The sequence below is a fragment of the Pseudomonas sp. G3-19 genome (genome assembly GCF_054855875.1).
The window spans coordinates 2400222-2416498 of sequence record NZ_JBMPIQ010000003.1 but is presented as its reverse complement, the minus strand read 5'-3'; the positions used below and the strand labels follow the sequence as shown (position 1 = coordinate 2416498).

General features: G+C 60.3%; 12 protein-coding genes. 7 read left to right on the top strand and 5 right to left on the bottom strand.

Features of this window, described 5'->3' with window-relative positions:
- Nucleotides 1-55 precede the first annotated feature (55 nt).
- The gene (locus ACOYXI_RS11090; protein WP_097088389.1) at nt 56-2515 is read left to right on the top strand and encodes an EAL domain-containing protein; all 2460 of its coding nucleotides are present in this window, start codon (nt 56-58) and stop codon (nt 2513-2515) included.
- 79 nt (nt 2516-2594) lie between these two features.
- A complete protein-coding gene (locus ACOYXI_RS11085; protein ID WP_246881743.1) occupies nt 2595-3356 on the top strand; it encodes a TenA family transcriptional regulator in 762 nt (253 codons plus the stop codon).
- 138 nt (nt 3357-3494) lie between these two features.
- Here ACOYXI_RS11085 and ACOYXI_RS11080 read toward each other — a convergent pair whose 3' ends face one another.
- The 5 genes from ACOYXI_RS11080 to ACOYXI_RS11060 form a co-directional block, all read right to left on the bottom strand.
- The gene (locus ACOYXI_RS11080; RefSeq protein WP_134787048.1) at nt 3495-4421 is read right to left on the bottom strand and encodes a GGDEF domain-containing protein; all 927 of its coding nucleotides are present in this window, start codon (nt 4419-4421) and stop codon (nt 3495-3497) included.
- 362 nt (nt 4422-4783) lie between these two features.
- Complete coding sequence (locus ACOYXI_RS11075) at nt 4784-5524, bottom strand: YciK family oxidoreductase (RefSeq protein WP_065257167.1); 741 nt, start codon at nt 5522-5524, stop codon at nt 4784-4786.
- Between the two features lie 167 nt (nt 5525-5691).
- The gene (gene mupP, locus ACOYXI_RS11070) at nt 5692-6363 is read right to left on the bottom strand and encodes an N-acetylmuramic acid 6-phosphate phosphatase MupP (protein ID WP_003226921.1); all 672 of its coding nucleotides are present in this window, start codon (nt 6361-6363) and stop codon (nt 5692-5694) included.
- A gap of 4 nt (nt 6364-6367) precedes the next feature.
- Complete coding sequence (gene ubiG, locus ACOYXI_RS11065) at nt 6368-7066, bottom strand: bifunctional 2-polyprenyl-6-hydroxyphenol methylase/3-demethylubiquinol 3-O-methyltransferase UbiG (RefSeq protein ID WP_096794918.1); 699 nt, start codon at nt 7064-7066, stop codon at nt 6368-6370.
- 58 nt (nt 7067-7124) lie between these two features.
- Nucleotides 7125-8459, bottom strand: coding sequence for a TRZ/ATZ family hydrolase (locus ACOYXI_RS11060; protein ID WP_027612416.1), 1335 nt, complete (start codon nt 8457-8459; stop codon nt 7125-7127).
- Between the two features lie 108 nt (nt 8460-8567).
- Here ACOYXI_RS11060 and mtnA point away from each other — a divergent pair, with 108 nt between their 5' ends.
- From mtnA to hisC, 5 genes are all read left to right on the top strand, one after another.
- A complete protein-coding gene (mtnA, locus tag ACOYXI_RS11055) occupies nt 8568-9644 on the top strand; it encodes an S-methyl-5-thioribose-1-phosphate isomerase (protein WP_461674842.1) in 1077 nt (358 codons plus the stop codon).
- A 426-nt stretch (nt 9645-10070) separates the two neighbouring features.
- Nucleotides 10071-12725 (top strand): DNA gyrase subunit A, encoded by a 2655-nt coding sequence (gene gyrA, locus ACOYXI_RS11050; protein WP_098964976.1) that lies wholly within the window; start codon nt 10071-10073, stop codon nt 12723-12725.
- A 221-nt stretch (nt 12726-12946) separates the two neighbouring features.
- Nucleotides 12947-14032 carry a 3-phosphoserine/phosphohydroxythreonine transaminase gene (serC, locus tag ACOYXI_RS11045; protein ID WP_027612419.1) on the top strand — a complete coding sequence of 362 codons (1086 nt, stop codon included), beginning with the start codon at nt 12947-12949 and terminating at the stop codon, nt 14030-14032.
- Nucleotides 14032-15126: a prephenate dehydratase gene (gene pheA, locus ACOYXI_RS11040; RefSeq protein WP_003226907.1), complete on the top strand. Its 1095-nt coding sequence runs from the start codon at nt 14032-14034 to the stop codon at nt 15124-15126. The genes serC and pheA overlap by 1 nt, the downstream gene beginning before the upstream one ends.
- Nucleotides 15127-15139: 13 nt before the next feature.
- On the top strand, nt 15140-16252 hold the full coding sequence (gene hisC, locus ACOYXI_RS11035; RefSeq protein ID WP_003226905.1) for a histidinol-phosphate transaminase: 1113 nt from the start codon (nt 15140-15142) through the stop codon (nt 16250-16252).
- Nucleotides 16253-16277: the final 25 nt, after the last annotated feature.

Sequence of the window (16277 nt, the reverse complement as noted above, 5' to 3'; positions counted from 1 at the left end):
TGTCTGGCTCTGGCGATCTCCCCTTGAAGATGACAGTGCGTGCGCAAAGGACCTCATGAAGCATAAAAGGACTCTCGGAACGCCACGGTTGTTGGGCATCGTCTGGCCATTTATCGCCGTCGTGTTATTTCAGGCGTTATTGGGGGGCGTGAGTCTTTACGTCCTGTCGGCCGTTCGCGGCTATGTTGCCGGCGAGAGTCTCTGGTCCAAGGGCCAGAAAGACGCCATCTATTACCTGAACCTGTATGCCGACAGCCGCGACGAGGCGATCTTCCTCAAATACAAGCAAGCGATTGCCGTGCCTCAGGGCGGTCACCAGTTGCGTCTGGCGCTGGATCGTCAGCCGCCGGATCTGCAGGCGGCACGGGAGGGGATCCTCAAGGGCGGCAACCATCCCGATGATGTGTCGAGCCTGATCTGGCTGTACCTCAATTTCCGCCATTTCAGTTATCTGGAAACCGCGATCGACCGCTGGACCATCGGTGACGCCTATCTGGTGCAACTGGACAATGTCGCGCGCGAGATGCATCAGGGCATCAGCGAAAACATCGCGACGCCAGCTGATATCCAGCACTGGAAAGCGCAGATCTTTGCCATCAACGACGGTGTGACGCCGGCGGCCAAGGCGTTCAGCGATGCCTTGGGCGAAGGGTCACGGATGATCCTGCGCCTGCTGCTGTTCACCAACCTGGCCACGGCGCTGGGGTTGATCGTGCTGGCCCTGTTGCGCACCCACAAACTGCTCAAGCAGCGGCATGCCTTTGCCCAGGCGCTGCAACTGGAGAAGGATCGGGCACACATCACCCTGCAATCGATTGGCGACGGGGTGATCACCACCGACGTCAACGGCGCGATCGATTACATGAACCCGGCGGCGGAGGCGATGACGCACTGGAAGTCCGAGCACGCGGCGGGGTTGCCATTGGCAGCGCTGTTCAATCTGCTCGATGACAATGCGCAGACCGAAGGGCTGACGCTGATCGAGCACATTCTCAGCGGGCAACTGATCGGTGGCAGCGAGCACTCCAAACTGATTCAGCGCCTGGATGGCAGCACGGTCTCGGTGACGCTGGTGGGCGCGCCGATCCGCAACGCCGAGAAGGTTATCGGTACGGTGCTGGTGCTGCATGACATGACTCAGGAACGGCAATACATCGCCAACCTGTCGTGGCAGGCGACCCACGATGCCCTGACCGGTCTGGCCAACCGCCGCGAGTTCGAATATCGCCTGGAGCAGGCCCTGCACAACCTGACGCGCCAGCCCGGTCGGCATGCGCTGATGTTCCTCGATCTGGACCAGTTCAAACTGGTCAACGACACCTGCGGCCACGCCGCCGGCGATGAATTGCTGCGGCACATCTGCACGCTGTTGCAATCTGGCTTGCGCGAGAGCGACACCCTCGCGCGGCTGGGTGGCGACGAGTTCGGCATTCTGCTGGAGAACTGCGCCCCGGATGCCGCCGAGAAAATCGCCGAGAGCCTGCGCCAGACCGTGCAGAACCTGCATTTCGTGTGGAAGGGGCGGCCGTTTTTGACCACTGTGAGCATTGGCCTGGTGCACATCGCCCAGACCCCGACCACCCTCGAAGCGTCATTGCGCGCCGCCGACATGGCTTGCTACATGGCCAAGGAAAAGGGCCGCAACCGGGTCCAGGTCTATCATGCCGACGACTCCGAGCTGTCGCTGCGCTTCGGCGAAATGGCTTGGGTGCAGCGCCTGCACATGGCGCTGGAGGAAAACCGCTTCTGCCTTTATGCCCAGGAAATTGCTCCGCTGGGCGCTACAGCCCATGGCGGGGGGCACATCGAAATACTCTTGCGTTTGCATGACGAAGCCGGACGGATGATCCTGCCGGACAGTTTCATTCCGGCGGCCGAACGTTATGGTCTGATGAGTCAACTGGATCGTTGGGTCGTCGAGAATGTTTTTAAAGTGATTGCCCAATGTATTACCGAACAACATGAAGGTCCGTTGGCAATGTGTGCGATTAATCTTTCAGGCATTACTATCGGAGATGACGCGTTCTTGCACTTTCTGCGTGAACAGTTTGTTAATTACGCTATACCCCCTGAAATGATTTGTTTTGAAATTACTGAAACCAGCGCCATTGCCAATCTCGGCAGCGCAATTAGATTTATTAATGAACTCAAGGGCTTAGGTTGTTACTTCTCACTTGATGATTTTTGTGCCGGAATGTCTTCATTCGCTTATCTGAAACATTTGCCTGTAGACTTCCTGAAGATCGACGGGAGTTTCGTAAAGGATATGCTGGACGACCCGATTAACCGTGCAATGGTCGAGGTGATCAATCACATCGGGCATGTCATGGGTAAGCAGACAATTGCCGAGTTTGTTGAAACAACCCAGATCGAGCAGGCATTGCTTGAAATCGGGGTGGATTACGCTCAGGGTTATGTCATCGAACGCCCGCAGTTGTTTACCTGCGACAGTTTGCAAAGTCGGCCCGCCAGACCGCAGCCGCTGTTGTTCAAGGCGCCTGGCACGTTCCGTTGAAATCTCTTGCCGATCCTTACAATCACAAATCAAAAGGAGCCGAACAGTGATCGACACATTCAACCGAACCGGACCACTCATGGAAGCTGCAAGTTATCCTGCCTGGGCACAACAGCTCATTGCAGATTGCAGCGAGAGCAAGCGCCGGGTTGTCGAACATGAACTGTACCTGCGCATGCGCGATAACAAGCTCAGCGCCAAAACCATGCGCCAGTACTTGATCGGGGGCTGGCCAGTAGTTGAACAGTTTGCGTTGTATATGGCGCAGAACCTGACCAAAACCAAGTTTGCGCGCCATCCTGGGGAGGACATGGCGCGCCGTTGGCTGATGCGCAACATCCGCGTCGAACTCAATCATGCCGACTACTGGCTGAACTGGAGTCGCGCGCATGGCGTCAGCCTGGAGGATCTGCAGGCCCAGCAAGTACCGCCGGAACTACATGCATTGAGTCACTGGTGCTGGCATACGAGTTCGGCGGATTCGCTGATCGTCGCCATCGCTGCGACCAACTACGCCATCGAGGGCGCGACCGGGGAGTGGTCGGCGCTGGTCTGCTCAACTGGCGTGTACGCGGCAGCGTTCCCGGAAGAAGAGCGCAAGCGTGCAATGAAGTGGCTGAAGATGCATGCCCAGTACGACGACGCTCACCCATGGGAAGCGCTGGAAATCATCTGCACGCTGGCGGGCATGAACCCGAGTAAGGCTCTGCAGACCGAACTGCGTCAGGCGGTGTGCAAGAGCTACGACTACATGTACCTGTTTCTGGAGCGTTGCATGCAACTGGAGACCGCCGATCGGGCGTTGCACGGGCGTGAACGCCGGGCACTTGTAGAGAGCTGATTTTCGGCAAAACGCCAAAGCAAATGTGGGAGCGGGCTTGCTCGCGAAAGCGGTGTGTCAGTCAGCAATTGTTTGACTGGCACACCGCTTTCGCGAGCAAGCCCGCTCCCACAGTGGTTTTTGGGTGTCTGGAAGGACTCAGCCCGCCATCGCCAGCCGATTACGCCCTTCGCGCTTGGCCACGTACAGCGCACTGTCGGCCCGGCGCAGCAGGCTGTCAGCTGACTCTCCCGGCAACAGAGTCGAGCAGCCAAGGCTCACGGTCAGGTCGATCAGTTTACCGTCCGCGAAATATTCTGCAGTCTGCGCGGCGTGACGCAGACGCTCGCCGACCATCGCTGCCGCTTCCCGGCCGGTGTTGGACAACAAGATCAGAAACTCTTCCCCGCCATAGCGAAACACCATGTCAACGTTACGCAGTTGGCCCTTGATCGACGCTGCCACCGCTTTGAGCACGTCATCCCCGGCACTGTGGCCGTGACTGTCGTTGACCCGCTTGAAGTGGTCGATGTCGAGCATCAGCACCGACAGCGGTTGCAGGTGCCGGCGGGACATGTCGATCTCGCGTTGCAGGGTCTGCTCCATGGCGATCCGGTTGCCGGTTCCGGTCAACGGGTCGCGCAGCGCACTTTGTGTTGCCGCGCGGTAGAGCAGGGCATTGCGCATCGGGAACAGCAGCGACGACAGCAGCGATTCGAGGTTGCCCTGATCCTGCTCGCTGAAGCGCTGGTTGCGGCGGAAGACCAGTTCACCCAGGTGCTCGCCTTCGTGGCTGAGGCTGTAGCTGACCGAATGGTGACCGCGGGCACCGAACTCCAGGCGCAAGTCGCTGCCCGAATGCACGTAGCTCAAGGCATCCAGCGGCACAAGACGCTGAACTTCGCGGAAAAACAGACCGAGGATTCGTTGCGGCTCAAGACTGGTTTGCAGTTGCAGGCTCATTTGCTGGCGCAATTGCGCCAGGCTGGCCGGGCGTTCCAGAAGCGGAGGCAGCTGACCAAAGCCCAGGCGTTGCAATTTGGCACTGTCAAAGTCAATTGCATTGGTCTGGGAAGGTGATTTCATATGGCGTGAGCCCCTAAGCAGTAAGTCTGTCTTACAGGCTGGGTGAGAGCGGCTATGGGCTGCGCGTCATACTGATCCATCAGTCCCGTAGGACATTTGGCGTAAGTTTAGTCTGCCGGATGACGATTAGTCAGCTATCGAAATCGGCCTTGCCCCAGTGCCTTCACACGGCATGCTTTGAGGAAAATTAGAGCGAAAGTCGTGCCATTCGGTTCAGGTTTATTAAAACCTTTATGAATCAACAGGATGGCTTTTTGCTTTGAGGGCGGGTGGCGGATATTTGACTGAAGTGTGACGGTGGGAAGCGGCAATTGTGTGCCGCGACGGTAATTCGCCACGGCAACAAAAGCGACGTATGGCAGTTATTGCGCGTTGAATGCCTGGCCATTGATGCCGGCGCTGTCAGGGCCCATCAGGTACAGGTACACCGGCATGATCTCTTCCGGGGTCGGATTGTTCAGCGGGTTTTCTCCCGGATAGGCCTGTGCACGCATGCTGGTACGCGTGCCGCCCGGGTTGATGCTGTTGGAGCGCACGGGTGCCACGCCATCGACTTCATCGGCCAGGGTTTGCATCAAGCCTTCGGTAGCGAACTTCGATACTCCGTAAGCGCCCCAGTAGGCCCGGCCCTTGCGTCCGACGCTGCTGGAGGTGAACACCACCGAGGCATCCTGCGACAGCTTGAGCAGCGGCAGCAGGGTGCTGGTCAGCATGAACATGGCGTTGACGTTGACTTGCATGACACGCATGAAGTTTTCGCCCGACAGCTGCTCGATCGGCGTGCGCGGGCCGATGATCGAGGCGTTGTGCAGCAGGCCGTCGAGGTGGCCGAACTCGGTTTCGATCATTGCCGCCAGCTCATCGTATTGATGGGGCAGGGCGGTCTCGAGGTTGAACGGGATCACTGCCGGTTGTGGATGCCCCGCCGCTTCAATCTCGTCGTAGACCTGAGTCAGATTGGCTTCGGTCTTGCCCAGCAGCAGCACGGTGGCGCCGTGAGCGGCGTAAGTTTTCGCGGCAGCCGCACCGATGCCACGACCGGCACCGGTGACCAGAATGACCCGATCCTTGAGCAATTCGGGACGGGCGGTGTAATCGAACATAAGAACCTCACAATCCATTCATGAAGACCTGCTTCCTTGTGGTGAGGGGATTTATCCCCGACCGGCTGCGAAGCAGTCGTAAACCTGCATATCGAATCGACCTGAAAGATTGCGGGGGCTGCTTCGCAACCCATCGGGGATAAATCCCCTCGCCACAAAGGCCGTTTTCAGCAGCTGCACAGCGCGCTGTCGAGCACCTTGCGCAATTCCAGCGGATGATCCACCACCACGTCCGCGCCCCAGTGCCGCGGGTTGTCGTCCGGGTGGATATAGCCGTAGGTCACGGCGCAGGTCTTGGTGCCGGCATCGCGGCCCGACTCGATATCGCGCAGATCATCGCCCACAAACAAAACCGTCGACGGATCCAGATCAAGCATCTTGCACGCGAGGATCAGCGGCTCCGGATCCGGCTTGCTGTTTTTCACGTGATCCGGGCAGATCAGCAGCGCCGAGCGCTCGGCCAACCCCAGCTGTTGCATGATCGGCTCGGCGAACCGCACCGGTTTGTTGGTGACCACGCCCCAGATCAGGTTGGCCCGCTCGATGTCGGCCAGCAGCTCGCCCATGCCGTCGAACAGCTTGCTGTGTACCGCGCACCCGGCCAGATAACGCTCGAGGAATTCCTGACGCAGTTCCTCGAAGCCCGGCGATTCCGGGTCCATCGAGAACGTCACCGCGACCATGGCTTTGGCGCCGCCGGAGATTTCGTCGCGGATGTGCTTGTCGTTCATCGGCGGCAAGCCGCGATCCGCGCGCATCGCCTGACAGATGGCGATGAAATCCGGCGCGGTGTCGAGCAGGGTGCCGTCCATATCGAAAAGGACTGCTCTGATGGCCATCGGCTTACTCCTCGCGCAGGGTCTGGATCATGTAGTTGACGTCAACGTCGCTGGCCAGCTTGTAGTGCTTGGTCAGCGGGTTGTAGGTCAGGCCGATGATGTCCTTGACGGTCAGGCCGGCGATGCGGCTCCAGGCGCCCAGCTCGGACGGGCGGATGAATTTCTTGAAGTCGTGGGTGCCGCGCGGCAGCAGCTTCATGATGTATTCGGCGCCGATGATGGCGAACAGGTACGCCTTCGGGTTGCGGTTGATGGTCGAAAAGAACACCTGGCCGCCGGGCTTGACCATGCGGTAGCAGGCGCGGATCACCGACGACGGGTCTGGTACGTGCTCCAGCATTTCCAGGCAGGTCACGACGTCGAACTGCTCGGGCATCTCTTCAGCCAGGGCTTCGGCGGTGATCTGCCGGTATTCGACGCTGACGCCTGACTCCAGCTGATGCAGTTGCGCAACCGCCAGTGGCGCTTCGCCCATGTCGATGCCCATGACAGTGGCGCCGCGCTGGGCCATGGCTTCGCTGAGGATGCCGCCGCCGCAACCGACGTCGAGAACTTTCTTGCCGGCCAGATTGACCCGCTCGTCAATCCAGTTGACGCGCAGCGGGTTGATGTCGTGCAGCGGTTTGAACTCGCTTTCACGGTCCCACCAGCGATGGGCCAGGGCTTCGAATTTGGCGATTTCGGCGTGGTCGACGTTGCTCATGATCTATTCCTCGAAAAACTTGAAAAGGGCTGTAGCCGCGGAGTCTGCTCCGGTGTGTTTACGATTCGGTGTGGCCGCTGATGCGCTGGCCCCAGGCCCGGGCGGTGGCGCCCAGCTGTTGTTCGTCCAGACGGGTCAGGCGCCGGTCGTCGAGTAACTGTTTGCCGGCGACCCACAGGTGTTTCACGCAGTCGCGGCCGGTGGCATAAATAAGCTGCGACACCGGGTCATAGACCGGTTGCTGAGCCAGGCCGGACAGGTCGAAAGCGACAATGTCCGCAGCCTTGCCGATCTCCAGCGAACCGACCTGCGCCTCGATGCCCAAGGCCCGTGCGCCGTTGAGCGTGGCCATGCGCAGCGCACGATGGGCGTCCAGCGCGGTGGCCGAGCCGGCGACGGCTTTGGCCAGCAGCGCGGCGGTGCGGGTTTCGCCGAGCAGGTCGAGGTCGTTGTTGCTCGCCGCGCCATCGGTGCCGACGGCGACGTTCACGCCAGCCTGCCACAGGCGCTCCACCGGGCAGAACCCGCTGGCCAGCTTCAGATTCGATTCCGGGCAGTGGATCACGCTGGTGTTGCTTTCTACCAGCAATGCCAGATCGTCATCGCTGATCTGGGTCATGTGCACCGCCTGGAAGCGCGGGCCCAGCAGGCCGAGACGACCGAGGCGGGCCAGTGGCCGCTCGCCGCGATGCTCCAGCGATTGCTGGACTTCGAAGGCGGTCTCGTGGACGTGCATATGGATCGACGCGTCCAGCTCTTCGGCGATCACGCGGATTTTTTCCAGGTTCTCGTCGCCCACGGTGTAGGGTGCATGCGGGCCGAAGGTGATCTTGATCCGTTCGTGATGCTTCAGATCGCCGAACAGCTCGACGCCCTGACGAATGGCCTCATCGGCGCTGCTGGCGCCGGGGATCGGGAAATCGAGGATCGGAATCGCGATCTGCGCGCGAATGCCGCTGTTGTGCACGCGCTCACTGGCGACTTTCGGGAAGAAATACATATCCGAGAAACAGCTGATGCCACCCTTGATCTGCTCGGCAATCGCCAAGTCAGTGCCATCACGGACGAACTCTTCATCGACCCATTTGGCTTCGGCCGGCCAGATGTGGTTTTCCAGCCAGGTCATCAGCGGCAGATCATCGGCCAGGCCACGGAACAGGGTCATCGCCGCATGCCCGTGAGCGTTGATCAGGCCCGGGCTGAGCAGCACGTCCGGCAATTCGCGGACTTCAGTGGCGTTACACTTCAATGCTTCGGCGCGCGGGCCGATAAACACGATGCGACCGTCGCGAATGCCCAGGCCATGCTCCTTGAGCACAACGCCTGCGGGTTCGACGGGTACCAGCCAGGTCGGCAGCAATAATAAGTCGAGCGCAATGGCAGGTTTCGGCATCGAGGGTCGGTTCCAGTGCTTTTGTAAAGGATGGCGAAGTATACCCGAGCGTCTTCGCGGGGGGATCGCTATAATCGGCGGCTTTTGTTCATGAGTGCGGGGTGAGGGATGCGCGATCGACTGTTGGCTGCGGAGAAAGTAAAGGCCATCGATTGGCGAGATGGCGCGCTCCACCTGCTGGATCAGCGTATTTTGCCGTTCGAGGAAACCTGGATTGCCTACACCAGCGCTGCCGGTGTGGCTGAGGCGATTCGTTCGATGGTGGTGCGTGGCGCACCGGCCATCGGCATCAGCGCGGCCTATGGCATTGTGCTGGCGGCCCGCGCCCGCGTGGCTGAAGGCGGCGACTGGTACGCGGCGCTGGAAGAGGATTTCGCCCTGCTGGCGGATTCCCGCCCGACGGCGGTCAACCTGTTCTGGGCGTTGAATCGCATGCACGATCGGCTCGATCGTCTGAAGGACAATGTCGATCCGCTGGTGGCGCTGGAAGCCGAAGCCATTGCCATTCATGAGAGCGACCGCGAAGCCAACCTGACCATGGCCCAGCTCGGCGTCGATCTGATCCGCAAGCATCAGGGCAATGCCCAGGCGATTCTCACCCACTGCAATACCGGCGCCCTGGCCACTGGCGGTTTCGGTACCGCGCTGGGGGTGATTCGTGCGGCGTACCTGGAAGGCATGGTCGAGCGGGTTTATGCCGATGAAACCCGGCCATGGCTGCAGGGTTCGCGCCTGACCGCGTGGGAGCTGGCGAACGAAGGCATCCCGGTGACGCTGAATGCCGATTCGGCTGCTGCGCACATCATGAAAACCAAGGGCGTGACTTGGGTGATCGTCGGCGCTGACCGCATCACTGCCAATGGCGACGTGGCGAACAAGATCGGCACCTATCAACTGGCGGTCAATGCCATGCACCACGGCGTGCGTTTCATGGTGGTGGCGCCGAGTTCGACCATCGACATGCACCTGGCCAGTGGCGACGACATTCCGATCGAGGAGCGTGACGGCGCCGAGTTGCTGGAGGTGGGTGGCAAGCGCGTGGGGGCGGATGTCGAGGTGTTCAACCCGGTGTTTGACGTGACGCCGGCGGATCTGATCGATGCGATCGTCACTGAAAAGGGCATCGTCGAGCGGCCGGATACGGCGAAAATGGCTCAGTTGATGTGCCGCAAGCGCCTGCATTGATGGGCTGTGGCGTCTGAAAGGACGCCATCGCCAGCAGGCTGGCTCCTACATTGATTGGTGTCGAACGCAAACCCTGTAGGAGTGAGCCTGCTCGCGATGGGGCCATCAAAGTCAATAAACATCTCCAAATCAAGCCCCAAATCTGCATTCAAAGAAGCTCTGAGCCTCTCTCGTCCCCTTTACGCCTGTCACCGGTCAACTAACTATGCTCCATGCGCATCTGGGGGATAGGTGCGTGGCGGCTCTTGTGATAACATCCGGCGTTTTCCGAGGCAGCTTCACGGAGCTGTCTTTACTGCGCAAATCCACGGTTCGATTTGTTGATTTGTCGTAAGTCGGCGCATGGCACTCAGCCTGCCCCGACGAGCTTCGTACATCCCATATGGATATGACGAAGTTTCACCAGAAAAAGGAATCAGGCTTCTCATGGGCGAACTGGCCAAAGAAATCCTCCCGGTCAATATCGAAGACGAGCTGAAACAGTCCTACCTCGACTACGCGATGAGCGTAATCGTCGGCCGTGCACTGCCGGATGCGCGCGATGGCCTCAAGCCCGTGCACCGTCGCGTACTGTTCGCGATGAGCGAGCTGGGCAACGACTTCAACAAGCCGTACAAGAAATCTGCCCGTGTTGTCGGTGACGTGATCGGTAAGTATCACCCGCACGGTGATACCGCGGTGTACGACACCATCGTCCGCATGGCTCAGCCTTTCTCCCTGCGCTACCTGCTGGTTGACGGTCAGGGCAACTTCGGTTCGGTGGACGGCGACAACGCCGCGGCCATGCGATACACCGAAGTGCGCATGACCAAGCTGGCGCACGAGCTGCTGGCTGACCTGCATAAAGAAACCGTGGACTGGGTGCCGAACTACGACGGCACCGAAATGATCCCGGCGGTGATGCCGACGCGCATCCCGAACCTGCTGGTCAACGGTTCCAGCGGTATCGCCGTGGGCATGGCGACCAATATTCCGCCGCACAACCTCGGTGAAGTCATCGACGGTTGCCTGGCCCTCATCGACAACCCAGAGCTGACCGTCGATGAGCTGATGCAATACATCCCCGGTCCGGACTTCCCGACGGCCGCGATCATCAATGGTCGTGCCGGCATCATCGAAGCCTACCGCACCGGTCGCGGCCGCATTTACATGCGTGCCCGATCGATCATCGAAGACATCGACAAGGTCGGTGGTCGTCAGCAGATCGTCATCACCGAACTCCCGTATCAGCTGAACAAGGCGCGTCTGATCGAGAAGATCGCCGAGCTGGTCAAAGAGAAGAAGCTTGAAGGCATCACCGAGCTGCGCGACGAGTCCGACAAGGACGGTATGCGCGTCGTGATCGAGCTGCGTCGCGGCGAAGTGCCTGAGGTGATCCTCAACAACCTCTACGCCCAGACCCAGCTGCAATCGGTATTCGGCATCAACATCGTCGCGCTGATCGACGGCCGTCCGCGCATCCTGAACCTCAAGGATCTGCTGGAAGCCTTCGTCCGTCACCGTCGCGAAGTGGTCACCCGTCGTACCGTGTTCGAGCTGCGCAAGGCTCGCGAGCGTGGTCACATCCTCGAAGGTCAGGCCGTTGCCCTGTCGAACATCGACCCGGTGATCGCTCTGATCAAGGCGTCGCCGACTCCGTCGGAAGCGAAAGAAGCACTGGTCAGCACCCCTTGGGAATCCAGCGCCGTAGTCGCGATGGTTGAACGTGCCGGCGCCGATTCGTGCCGTCCGGAAAATCTCGATCCGCAATACGGTCTGCGCGAAGGCAAATACTTCCTGTCGCCAGAACAGGCGCAAGCCATTCTGGAACTGCGTCTGCACCGTCTGACCGGTCTGGAGCACGAGAAGCTGCTGGCCGAGTATCAAGAGATTCTCAACCAGATCGGCGAGCTGATCCGCATCCTCAACAGCGCCGTGCGCCTGATGGAAGTGATCCGCGAAGAGCTGGAAGTGATCCGCGCCGAATACGGCGACGTACGTCGCACCGAGATTCTCGATGCGCGTCTCGATCTGACCCTGGGTGACATGATCCCGGAAGAAGAGCGCGTCGTGACCATCTCCCACGGTGGCTACGCCAAGACTCAGCCACTGGCTGCTTACCAGGCTCAGCGCCGTGGCGGCAAAGGCAAATCGGCGACCGGCGTCAAGGATGAGGACTACATTGCTCACCTGCTGGTGGCCAACAGTCACACCACGCTGCTGCTGTTCTCCAGCAAAGGCAAGGTGTACTGGCTGAAGACTTACGAAATTCCGGAAGCGTCCCGTGCCGCCCGTGGTCGCCCGCTGGTCAACCTGCTGCCGCTGGATGACGGTGAATACATCACCACCATGCTGCCGGTCGAGGAATACACCGAAGGTCACTACATCTTCATGGCGACCGCCAACGGCACCGTGAAGAAGACCCCGCTGGAATCCTTCAGCCGTCAGCGCAGCGTCGGTCTGATCGCGCTGGAGCTGGACGAAGGCGACGTGCTGATCTCTGCGGCCATCACCGATGGCGAGCGCGAAGTGATGCTGTTCTCCGACGGCGGCAAAGTGACGCGCTTCAAAGAGTCTGACGTGCGTGCCATGGGCCGTACCGCACGTGGTGTGCGCGGCATGCGTCTGCCGGAAGGGCAGAAGCTGATTTCGATGCTGATCCCGGAAGAAGGCAGCCAGATCCTCACCGCTTCCGAGCGTGGTTATGGCAAGCGTACCGCGATCACCGAGTTCCCTGAGTACAAGCGTGGCGGCCAGGGCGTGATCGCCATGGTCAGCAACGAGCGTAACGGCCGTCTGGTCGGTGCGGTTCAGGTGCTCGATGGCGAAGAAATCATGCTGATCTCCGATCAGGGCACTCTGGTGCGCACCCGTGTCGACGAAGTGTCGAGCCTGGGCCGTAACACCCAGGGCGTGACCTTGATCAAACTTGCCAAGGACGAAACCCTGGTCGGTCTGGAGCGGGTTCAGGAGCCATCGGAAGTCGAAGGCGAAGAGCTTGAAGGTGAAGAGGGTGCCGGGTTCGAGGGGGATGTCGTGATCGACGACGTTGCCGAGGACCAGCAACTCGACGCCGCAGCTGACGAAGAGCCGCAGGAATAAGCGGACAAGCGAGGGGGCGGATGAAAATTCGCCCCCTTGTTATTTGTCCGGTATGAAATATCGGCGCCCATGACGAACCCTGTGGGAGCGAGCTTGCTCGCGAAAGCGGAGCAACAGGCGACATCGTTGTTGAATGTCAGTCCGCCTTCGCGAGCAAGCTCGCTCCCACAGGATCGGCGCCGACTGATATGTGATACCACCAAATCAGAGCGAGATTGGATGTGAGCAAGCGAGCCTATAACTTCTGTGCCGGTCCTGCGGCGCTTCCTGAAGCTGTCCTGCAACGTGCCCAGGGTGAACTCCTTGATTGGCATGGCAAGGGTCTGTCGGTCATGGAAATGAGTCATCGCAGTGATGAGTTCGTGTCTATTGCCACCCAGGCCGAGCAGGACCTGCGTGACCTGCTGAATATCCCGTCGAACTATAAAGTGCTGTTTCTGCAAGGCGGCGCCAGCCAGCAGTTTGCGCAGATTCCGCTGAACCTGCTGCCTGAAGGCGGCAGCGCCGACTATATCGACACCGGTATCTGGTCGCAGAAAGCCATCGAAGAAGCCTCGCGCTACGGCCACGTCAACGTTGCCGCCACCGCCAAGCCATACGACTATTTCGCCATTCCGGGCCAGAACGAGTGGAATCTGTCGAAAGACGCCGCTTACGTTCACTACGCGCCGAACGAAACCATCGGTGGTCTGGAATTCCAGTGGATCCCGGAAACCGGCGACGTACCGCTGGTGGCCGACATGTCGTCGGACATTCTCTCGCGTCCGGTCGATATCTCGCGGTTCGGCATGATCTACGCCGGCGCGCAGAAGAACATCGGCCCGAGCGGCATCGTCGTCAACATTATCCGCGAAGACCTGCTGGGCAAGGCGCGTTCGCTGTGCCCGACCATGCTCAACTACAAGGTCGCGGCCGATAACGGCTCGATGTACAACACCCCGCCGACCCTGGCCTGGTACCTCTCCGGCCTGGTGTTCCAGTGGCTGAAGGAGCAGGGCGGCGTTGAAGCGATTGCCAAGCTCAATGACGTCAAGCAGCGCACGCTGTACGACTTCATCGATGCCAGCGGCCTCTACAGCAACCCGATCAACAAGTCGGACCGCTCGTGGATGAACGTGCCGTTCCGTCTGGCGGACGATCGTCTGGACAAGCCGTTCCTGGCCGGTGCCGACGAGCGCGGCTTGCTCAACCTCAAGGGCCACCGCTCCGTGGGCGGCATGCGCGCCTCCATCTACAACGCCGTCGACATCAACGCCGTCAACGCGCTGGTGGCGTACATGGCTGAATTCGAGAAGGAACACGGCTGATGTCCGAGCAAGAACTCAAGGCACTGCGCGTTCGCATCGACGCTCTGGACAGCAAGGTCCTCGAGCTGATCAGCGAACGCGCCCGCTGCGCCCAGGAAGTTGCGCGAGTAAAGATGGCCTCGCTGGCCGAAGGCGAAGTGCCGGTGTTCTATCGTCCCGAGCGTGAAGCTCAGGTGCTCAAGCGGGTGATGGAGCGCAATCAGGGGCCGCTGGGCAACGAAGAGATGGCGCGGTTGTTCCGCGAAATCATGTCTTCGTGCCTGGCGCTCGAGCAGCCATTGAAAGTGGCTTACCTCGGCCCTGAAGGCACCTTCACCCAGGCGGCGGCCATGAAGCACTTCGGTCACGCGGTGATCAGCAAACCGATGGCGGCAATCGACGAAGTGTTCCGTGAAGTGGCGGCGGGTGCGGTGAATTTTGGCGTGGTGCCGGTGGAAAACTCCACCGAGGGCGCGGTCAACCACACCCTCGACAGCTTCCTCGAACACGACATGGTGATCTGCGGCGAAGTCGAACTGCGCATCCACCATCACCTGTTGGTCGGTGAAAACACCAAGACCGACAGCATCAGCCGCATCTACTCCCACGCCCAGTCGCTGGCTCAGTGCCGCAAGTGGCTGGACGCGCATTACCCGAATGTCGAGCGCGTGGCGGTGTCGAGCAACGCTGAAGCGGCGAAGCGGGTCAAGGGTGAGTGGAATTCGGCGGCGATTGCCGGTGACATGGCCGCAGGCTTGTACGGCCTGACGCGTCTGGCCGAGAAGATCGAAGACCGTCCGGACAACTCGACGCGCTTCCTGATGATCGGTAACCAGGAAGTGCCGCCGACCGGCGACGACAAGACTTCGATCATCGTCTCGATGAGCAACAAGCCCGGCGCGCTTCACGAGCTGCTGGTGCCGTTCCATGACAACGGGATCGACCTGACCCGGATCGAAACCCGTCCGTCGCGCAGCGGCAAATGGACCTACGTGTTCTTCATCGACTTCGTCGGCCACCACCGTGATCCGCTGATCAAAGGTGTGCTGGAAAAGATCAGTCAGGAAGCAGTAGCACTCAAAGTGCTGGGTTCCTACCCGAAAGCAGTTCTCTAAGGGGCGGTAGCAAATGAGTGGCAACTTCCTCGCTCTGGCACAGCCGGGCGTGCAACAACTTTCGCCGTACGTTCCGGGCAAGCCTGTGGACGAACTGGCGCGCGAGCTGGATCTGGATCCGGCAAAGATCGTCAAACTGGCAAGCAATGAAAACCCGCTGGGCGCTAGTCCGAAAGCCTTGGCGGCGATCCGCGAAGAGCTGGCTGAGCTGACCCGTTATCCGGACGGCAACGGCTTCGCGCTGAAATCGCTGCTGGCCGAGCAGTGCCGCGTCGAGCTGAACCAGGTGACCCTGGGCAACGGCTCCAACGACATTCTCGAGCTGGTGGCGCGCGCCTATCTGGCGCCGGGCCTGAACGCCGTGTTCAGTGAGCACGCGTTCGCTGTCTACCCGATCGCTACCCAGGCTGTCGGTGCGCAGGCCAAAGTGGTTCCGGCCAAGGATTGGGGGCACGACTTGCCTGCGATGCTCGCAGCCATCGACGCCAACACCCGCGTGGTGTTCATCGCCAATCCGAACAACCCGACCGGCACCTGGTTCGGCGCCGAAGCGCTGGACGAGTTCCTGCAGGACGTGCCGGAGCACGTGCTGGTGGTGCTGGACGAGGCGTACATCGAATACGCCGAAGGCAGCGATCTGCCGGACGGTCTGGATTTTCTCGCGGCGTACCCGAATCTGCTGGTATCGCGCACGTTCTCCAAGGCCTACGGTCTGGCGGCGCTGCGCGTCGGTTATGGCCTGTCCACTGCGGTGGTGGCGGACGTGCTGAACCGCGTGCGCCAGCCGTTCAACGTCAACAGCCTGGCCCTGGCCGCGGCCTGTGCGGCGTTGAAGGACGAGGAGTATCTGGCGCAAAGCCGTCAGCTCAACGAATCCGGCATGCAGCAGCTGCAGGATGGTTTCCGTGAGTTGGGCCTGAGCTGGATCGAGTCCAAAGGCAACTTTATTTGCGTCGACCTCGGTCAGGTCGCTGCGCCGATTTTCCAGGGCCTGCTGCGTGAAGGCGTAATCGTGCGTCCGGTGGCCAACTACGGCATGCCGAACCACCTGCGGGTGACCATCGGTCTGCCGGCGGAAAACAGCCGCTTCCTCGAAGCGCTGCGTAAGGTTCTGGCTCGTGGGTGATGTCACTGCTCTGCAATCTGCTGCA